Source organism: Rufibacter sp. JT3400010 (genome assembly GCF_054956755.1).
In genome coordinates, this window is record NZ_JBUDXA010000012.1 from 124856 (window position 1) to 132315 (window position 7460).

Genomic DNA, 7460 nt, shown 5'->3' on the forward strand with positions numbered 1-7460 from the left:
GTTTAACCCTACACTTGCTTTTCTTTCAACCGGAAGTAGGCACTTGCCCATAGCAAAAGGGCCGTTCCCAACAAGGCTAAGGACATCATAAACTCATTGTCATTTGGGTAGCTGATGTTAAAGTATTCCCCTGCTTCTTTGATGGTCACAGATGAAAAGGGGAAGGCATCTTCCAGGTCGCGGCCAAAGATAACCTGCATGATGGGTTTATTTAAAATAACAATCAGCAAGCCCAGGGTGAACAAGATGAGGGCAGTTTTAATATAATGCCACTTCTCAAACAAGATAGACCCCAGAAAGGCCAGGGAGTGCAAGAAAATATAGCCGTTCAAGACCAACGCCTGGCCATCTTCCTTAGAAAACAAGGGCATGAGTTCCTGCGGCTTACCATGCCAATCATCCAGGGGTAATAAGATGGAAGCCACTAGGTAAAAACACCCAATATACACTACCTGAAAAATGACATAGGAAAAAAGCCAGCCTACCAGGTACTTTTCAAAATGGGAAGCCGGTAAGGTAAGGGTTGCAATGGCTTTACGCTTGTCTCCTAAATGAGAGAAGACAGTACTAGTGAAGATAGGCCCGGTTGCCACCAGTAGAATAATGAAAATAAACGTTTGCTTAGAGGCGTCCAGGGGGCTGGACTCTGTAATGATCAGAAAACCCATGAACAGGGTCATGACGCCCATTAAAACAGCTGCTGACATCAGGTAATGCATGATGTTCTCTGCGGTGTGTTTCTTGAACAGCCACCAGAAACGGGTAAGGCTAAAGTGCGTTTTCATACTGATCTGTGTGTAAGAGGTGAAGCAACGGTTGGTTTCCCAGAATGATGGCGTTAAACAAAAGCTCCATGTCTACGCGGCTGTACGTACCCTCTTGGTTGGGCATGATGACATGTTTCCCCTGGAAAGATTCCTCGGCGTACAGTACCTCGTAGCCCTGGGTGGAAGGCAGCGTGGCGAACACCAGTTTCTCGGCAATCTTATCCAACTCTTGGTTCAACACAATTTCGTGGTCATGCATCACAATAAGTGTATCAATCAAGCTTTCCAGATCGCGTACCTGGTGGGAGGAAATGATCACGCAGCGTTCTTCGGTAAGCGCCGAGGCAATGATCTTCCGGAACTGCACTTTAGAGGGAATGTCCAGCCCGTTGGTAGGTTCATCCATGATCAGGAGGTCGGTGTTGGTGGCCAGGCCAAACGCGATCATCACCTTTTTCTGCTGCCCAAACGATAGCTTATCCAATACCGAGTCGCGGGGAACGTCAAACTCAGACAAGTATGCATGGAATTGCTCCTCGTTGAATTTGGGGTAAAAGCGGGCGGTGTTGGAAATGAATTTTGCCGTGGTAACGGATGGCACGTAAATCTCCTCAGGGATGAAATACAGGTTGGCGAGCACTTCCGGCGAACGCTTGGACACATTGGCTCCGTCTATGGTACAAGAACCCACCGTAGGGTACACCAACCCAATGATGTTTTTCAGCAACGTAGACTTACCGGCCCCGTTCTTCCCGAGCAAACCATAGATATGCCCTCTGGAGAGTGTCAACTGCAGGTTATGGAACAGCAATCTGTTCTTCTTGTACCCGAAACTCAAGTTGTTGATGTGTATCATAGCGACTTTGTTTACTGTATTAGTTACATAGTACACTACAAATGTAGAAAGTGTTTTCACAAAAGCAATACCACCGCCAAAAATATTTTTGTGAATTGCTTCAGTTCTCAGCCTGATTTTCTGAAACAGGCCTAAAAACAACTTAAAGAAGGCTTTACAAGAAGAAGATTTCTTGGTGGTTCCCTCCTATCTTCACAAGGAGGTAGTGCGTTTACTTCTGAAAATAGCTTTTTACACACCCGCCCAGGTGTACTAGAGGTGTAGTAACGGTGCATTCACTTCTTGCCTACTTTCCGTAAAAGAGCCTATGTACCCTTTGCAAGAAGACAAGATACCAGCCCTGGACAAAATCACGTACCCTATCCCCCAAATCGCCACGCTGGCCATGGGCTGCTTCTGGGGACCGGAGGGACTTTTCGGGGCGACGGGAGGCGTGATCAGGACCCGGGTAGGTTATGCGGGCGGAACCATGGAAGCGCCCACTTACCGCCAATTGGCAGACCACATAGAAACAGTCCAGCTAGAATTTGACCCTGACCAGATCTCGTATGCGCAACTCCTGGCGCAGTTCTTCAGCCACCATACGCCCACCAAGGAGCCACGCAAACGCCAGTACACTTCGGCTATTTTCTTCCATTCTTCAGAACAGGAACAAGCCGCCCGCCAAGCCATGAATGCCGCAGAAGCGCGTTTGCAGCAACCCGTACAGACCGAGTTAATCCCCTTCCAAGCCTTTTACCTGGCCGAGGAACGGCACCAGAAATGGAAACTAAGACGCGTACCCACGGTACTGGCCGAAATGCAAAAGATCTACCCCAACCCAGAGGAATTCAACCACTCTACGGCGGTAGCACGGGTCAATGGCTATCTGGGCGGCTATGGCGAGAAGGATAGGTTTATGGAAGAAGTGGGCAGCTTGGGACTCTCCTACCCGGTACAGCAAACGTTATTGGCTCACTTTCTGGCAAAGGACATAAGCGGGCTTCCGTGGCAACGTTAGCCTGCACTTGGTTACTCGTTTGAGTATGTTTTCACTAAAACAGGCGCTCAGCTGGCGCGAGCCTCCGGCTCGTGTCCGCACTTATTGCGGAACACTACATGGCTGAGTTGCAAAAGAAGATCAGGTACGCGTGCGGACACGAGCCGGAGGCTCGCGCCAGCGGTACTTCTAGGAACCGTCACCTTCTTTCTTGAGGTGAATGGAATCTGCGTTGATGCAATAGCGTACGTGGCTGGGAGTGCGCTCATCCTGAAATAAATGGCCCAGGTGTAAACCGCATTGGTGGCAGAGCAGCTGGATTCGTTCTCGGCCATAAGAATCCAGCAGGTGTTGTTGCACATTCTCTTCTAAATGGGCCCAAAAGCTGGGGAAACTGGTTTTGGAATCAAACTTCTGCGCGGAGGAAAACAAAGGACTACCACAGCGGGTGCAGACGTAGACGCCGGCTTCCTGGTGCTGCTCGTTCTGAGCCCAATCAATCTTTCGGTTCTTGAACATCTGGTGCTGGTTTGCTCCATTCTTCTACTAAAAAGCCATCGCCTTGCAGGCGTACGCTAAAGAGCCGGTCAAAGCCTTCCTCAAAAGAGGGCGGCTGCAGCTTCTTGCGCACATCATACAAGGCGATGTCTTTTACTCTATCTTTCCCTTCGCGGGCTCGGTTTCGGGCTAAGGCCTCTGGCAGGGAGGTCTGGAAGAAATAGCCTACCACCTGGTAGCGGCGCTCCTTGCACTGACTCATGTACCTGGCCCGGTCTTCCCGGCAGGGATTGGTATTGTCTACCACCAACTTCGCACTGGTTTGCAGGCACACGTTCAGGAATTTCTGCTCGCGGTGACGCGTCTTGAGCAAATCCAGACTGATGCGCACGTGGGAGTTAAAGAAATGCTTTTGGTAAAACGTAGATTTTCCCGAGGCCTGCAAGCCCATGAAGAGAATGGCCTCCACCGTACCTTAGTTTAAGCTTTGGCGGGCACAAACTCCATGGAAATGGAATTGACGCAGTGGCGGGTGTTTTTGGCCGTGAACCGTTCTCCCAGAAACACGTGCCCCAAATGACCGCCGCAGTTAGAGCAGACAATCTCGGTACGGCGGCCGTCGGCGTCTGGTACGCGGGTCACGGCACCGGGAATCTCGTCGTCAAAGCTAGGCCAGCCGCAGTGCGATTCAAATTTGTCTTCTGACCGGTACAAAGGGGCATTGCAGCGGCGGCAGATGTACGTGCCGGGCTCTTTCACGGTGTACAGTTTCCCGGTGAACGGGCGCTCCGTGCCTTTGTGCAGAATGACGTACTCTTCCTCTGGGGTGAGGTCGTTATATTTTTTTTCTTGGTTTTCCATCTTAGCTAAATGTTTGCTTCAGGGGTTTGTACTGAATTTACGAGGTGTCGTTGCTGTTAAACGAACGTCCTAAAGGTACGCAGAAGTATTCTTTGCCGTTTAGCGGTTACTTTTTGGAAAGCGGCCTTTAAACGAACTTCCCCCAGGTTGCACCAGAAAACAGGCGGATGTTGCTTTATTTCAAAATGTGCAGCGCCAGTATTTTCTGCACTTCATACACGTTCACTGCCTTGTTGAATTTCTTTCTGATACTGGGCTCCACCTCACTGGATACCCAGATTTTCAGTTCGGCATCCAGCTCAAAGGTGCCTGCCGTCTCTACACTAAACCGGGAAATGCTTTTGTAGGAAATAGATAAGTATTCTACCTTACTTCCCGTGAGTCCTTGTACTTCAATCAGAATCAACCGTTTGGAAGTAAAGATGAAGGTATCTCTGATCAGCTTAAAGCCTAACTCAATCTCTTCCCCTTCGGCCAGCAGTTTGCCGAAATCATGAAGTAATGTTTCGCGGTTCACGGCTCCCGCGTTCCCCATTATTGCCGAAAAGAATCCCATAGCTGTTTGTTTTTAGGTGAATGAATTAGATAGAAGGGTGATTCCCAAATTGTGTAATCCTAGAATAGGAAGTACATGTTTTTTATGAAATACCAGGGTTGTGGTCTTGTAATCTATAGTTGAAAATTAGCTAGTTCTGAAAAAGTAATGATAAAGCTATATGGGTGTGGGAAGTTGCAAATACAATTGCTTCAGGTAATCAAGGCTCCCAAACAAAACATGAATCATTATAAAAGCCTTTTCCTAGAGCAAGACCCAATCTCTTCTATCAAAAAGTTGAGTCTTTACACTTAAAATCAATAACAAAGTACTTCATTTCAAGTATTTTAATCCTGACTAATGGTTAGGCTTTGCAGCGGGAGGGGCATACCTATAGATCCTGCTATTCATGCTATTTGCGAATACAGGAAGTATTATGATGCGTTACGGTTTAACCCGCCCGACGTAAAGGATTTATCAAGCGTAGAGTTCTTTTCTTTCTTTTGTGCCATTCCCTTCTTCTTGCGGGTCTTGAGATAGTCACTGAAGAACTTTTTCTCCTCCTCCGTCCTTTGTTGGTTGATGAAAACCAAGTCTTTTTCGTCTATTTTCTTATTTTCTGCCATGACTGAAGTTTTTAAAGTATTGTTTGACCAAGGGTCAGCAGATGTCTACCTCAAAGTCTAGCGGCTTCCATAATTCCTGGACCATTAATTGAATTTGCGAAAGGTTTAACTTTATTGGCTGTAAAAAGTAGTATATGGCTTCCGGTTTAACGGCTTGTATAAACGATGGCGAAGGCCGTCGGCCGAGATGATGTTTATACAATGTTGGCGGGTCGTGCTTTTTTATAATACTTTCTTTAATCTTTCAATTGCTTTAAGAACTGCTTCACGGTTATTCTTTGAAGTCATCCATTTAGGAAGCCGACTTCCAAGGCTTTTATTCATGTAGGAGTGTTCTTGGCCATTCCGTTCTCTTAGTGTCGCTTCTACATGCTGTTTAAGAAAGTCAAGATGTTCGTAATTGTAGGCCCATAATAAATCCTCACTAACGTTTTCCCTTAACCATAGCGGAAAATTAAAGAATGGGTCAATGGGGGCACCTATAATCATATGTCTCACACTTATATTTTCTTCTTTAGAGCTATAAAGAATTGATGTCGGCTTTTCAGAAAGGTTTTTATTATATCCGCATTCTGTACAAACAATTCTGACCGTCTTTTCATCATAATTTCTAAATGAAAAGTCGTCCGTTCTAATGATTGCTTGTTTTGAGCATTTTGGACAGATAACTAAAATATCTTTTATGAAATCGAAAACTGAAGTCTGATAGCTTTCTTTGGTTCTAATAGTCATCTTCTATTTTATTATATACCAGTCCGTTGGCGGTTGCTTTTCTTTTTAATTCAAGTACTAAGTCTTCTAAATTGCCTTTAAGCTGGCTTCTACTTTTCAAAATCAGTAGATGAATTATCATCAGGAGAGTTGTCCAAGAGAGCAAAACCCAAATAATCGTAAATTTACTGGTGCTAATGACAAGCCCAAAAAAAGTAAGAAATGCAAGGAAGAAGATTATAAAGTAAATTCCGTAAACGTTTGTTTTATAATACGGTATGATTTCAGCTTGCAATCTTGTTCCGATTCTTTCTAGTCCGCTTACTATTTCTATTCTGATTCTACCATTCGCTCTGAATGGTTGAAGGTTCGTCGGTCGCACATTTATTTCTATTGTGTCCGTTTCAGTGAATCTCACTTCGCTGAAGTCGATGGGAGTATTAGTGAGTTTATCGAGGAAGCTTCTCTTTTTCTCTTTCTGTTGGGAAATGTAGTTAACAATAAAGCTTTTCGGCTTATCAAGGTCGAAAGTGTAGTGTTTGTGATATTTTAAGAAAAGCTTCTTCATTTCCTAAGTTACCGCTAACGTACTGGGCTAAACGACGGGCGAGGCCATCGGCCGAAGACTGGCGTTTAGGTGTTGTCGTGGTGCGTTTTTCTTTTAAGGGTATTTAATTCCTATTTCATTTACTTCTTTGTCAACCTTAAGCCATTTCCCATTAGTGGCAATGTTTTGGTCAACCTCGCTTATTACCATAAAGGCATCAGTAAGGTAAATCACCTCAACTGTCCTTTCATTATAACCCAAGGCTCCCACGTCTTGTACCTGATGCTCAATCCTGTTTGATGCCCATTCTGTATTTTGGAAGAGAATTGTTTGTGTCTTCCAAGAGGAGGTTGCAGTCAGAACTTTGGTAGGTCCTACAACTAATACACCAGCAATTGCGAAAGTCGGTATTACTGACTCAATAATCTTTCTTTTCCTGATTTTACTGAAATTCAGGTTCCAGACAAGCAATATCGGGGAGAGGACAAGCAGCCCAACATATGCAAATGATTTAACAGCTTGGCTCTTTATTTCGAGTAGCGAGAGTACATCCAGAATGAATAATGTAAGCGCCAGTAAGAACAGACTGTTTAGCATTATAGATATTTGTATTCTTTTCATCATTCTTTTGAAATACACCACAACGTACTTGTGTAAACGACGGCAAGGCCGTCGGCCGAAGCTGAGGTTTACACAAGTACATTGTGGTGGTGTCGTTATTTTATTTTATTCATTGCCCATTGCAATTCATCTTGTTCAGCGCCATAAGCGTCTAATTGACCATATTTAATGTAAGATGAAACATTGAATCCTTCTTCTATATCATTGTACCAGATTACCTTTTTTCCTGCAATCACTACGACCCAGAATCCGCCTCCTTCATTGCCGAGTTCTTCTTCCGACCATTTTTCTGGTTCAATTGAAATTAATTCCCAAATCTGTTTTTGGATGTCCGACATTTTAGAGCTTCCTTTTCTTATTAAGGAATTTAATTCATCTAATTCTATCGGTGTCCAAGATTCCATCGGTGTTTATATGATTTTTGATTAAGCAAAGCGTGATAAGACTTATTTATAATTA

Annotated in this window: 12 protein-coding genes; 1 reads left to right on the top strand and 11 read right to left on the bottom strand. The window is 44.8% G+C overall.

Annotation, left to right across the window (positions count from 1 at the left end):
• Positions 1 to 8: 8 nt before the first annotated feature.
• A complete protein-coding gene (locus tag ACY0JR_RS13000) occupies positions 9 to 785 on the bottom strand; it encodes a hypothetical protein (protein ID WP_462634528.1) in 777 nt (258 codons plus the stop codon).
• Positions 769 to 1623 carry an ABC transporter ATP-binding protein gene (locus tag ACY0JR_RS13005; RefSeq protein ID WP_462634529.1) on the bottom strand — a complete coding sequence of 285 codons (855 nt, stop codon included), beginning with the start codon at positions 1621 to 1623 and terminating at the stop codon, positions 769 to 771. The genes ACY0JR_RS13000 and ACY0JR_RS13005 overlap by 17 nt, the downstream gene beginning before the upstream one ends.
• 307 nt (positions 1624 to 1930) lie before the next feature.
• On the opposite strand from ACY0JR_RS13005, the gene msrA reads away from it, so the two are divergent.
• Positions 1931 to 2623 carry a peptide-methionine (S)-S-oxide reductase MsrA gene (gene msrA, locus ACY0JR_RS13010; RefSeq protein ID WP_462634530.1) on the top strand — a complete coding sequence of 231 codons (693 nt, stop codon included), beginning with the start codon at positions 1931 to 1933 and terminating at the stop codon, positions 2621 to 2623.
• 168 nt (positions 2624 to 2791) lie between these two features.
• On the opposite strand, the gene ACY0JR_RS13015 is transcribed toward msrA, so the two are convergent.
• The 9 genes from ACY0JR_RS13015 to ACY0JR_RS13055 form a co-directional block, all read right to left on the bottom strand.
• A complete protein-coding gene (locus ACY0JR_RS13015) occupies positions 2792 to 3121 on the bottom strand; it encodes a peptide-methionine (R)-S-oxide reductase (RefSeq protein ID WP_462634531.1) in 330 nt (109 codons plus the stop codon).
• Positions 3099 to 3569 (bottom strand): AAA family ATPase, encoded by a 471-nt coding sequence (locus ACY0JR_RS13020; protein ID WP_462634532.1) that lies wholly within the window; start codon positions 3567 to 3569, stop codon positions 3099 to 3101. The genes ACY0JR_RS13015 and ACY0JR_RS13020 overlap by 23 nt, the downstream gene beginning before the upstream one ends.
• A gap of 11 nt (positions 3570 to 3580) precedes the next feature.
• A complete protein-coding gene (locus ACY0JR_RS13025; protein WP_462634533.1) occupies positions 3581 to 3961 on the bottom strand; it encodes a methionine-R-sulfoxide reductase in 381 nt (126 codons plus the stop codon).
• A 175-nt stretch (positions 3962 to 4136) separates the two neighbouring features.
• Positions 4137 to 4517 (bottom strand): PH domain-containing protein, encoded by a 381-nt coding sequence (locus ACY0JR_RS13030; RefSeq protein WP_462634534.1) that lies wholly within the window; start codon positions 4515 to 4517, stop codon positions 4137 to 4139.
• A 413-nt stretch (positions 4518 to 4930) separates the two neighbouring features.
• Complete coding sequence (locus tag ACY0JR_RS13035; protein ID WP_462634535.1) at positions 4931 to 5122, bottom strand: hypothetical protein; 192 nt, start codon at positions 5120 to 5122, stop codon at positions 4931 to 4933.
• A gap of 222 nt (positions 5123 to 5344) precedes the next feature.
• On the bottom strand, positions 5345 to 5854 hold the full coding sequence (locus ACY0JR_RS13040) for a hypothetical protein (protein ID WP_462634536.1): 510 nt from the start codon (positions 5852 to 5854) through the stop codon (positions 5345 to 5347).
• Positions 5844 to 6401, bottom strand: coding sequence for a hypothetical protein (locus ACY0JR_RS13045; protein WP_462634537.1), 558 nt, complete (start codon positions 6399 to 6401; stop codon positions 5844 to 5846). Before ACY0JR_RS13045 ends, ACY0JR_RS13040 begins: the two co-directional genes overlap by 11 nt.
• Positions 6402 to 6494: 93 nt before the next feature.
• On the bottom strand, positions 6495 to 7004 hold the full coding sequence (locus tag ACY0JR_RS13050; RefSeq protein WP_462634538.1) for a hypothetical protein: 510 nt from the start codon (positions 7002 to 7004) through the stop codon (positions 6495 to 6497).
• Between the two features lie 92 nt (positions 7005 to 7096).
• On the bottom strand, positions 7097 to 7405 hold the full coding sequence (locus ACY0JR_RS13055; RefSeq protein ID WP_462634539.1) for a hypothetical protein: 309 nt from the start codon (positions 7403 to 7405) through the stop codon (positions 7097 to 7099).
• Positions 7406 to 7460: the final 55 nt, after the last annotated feature.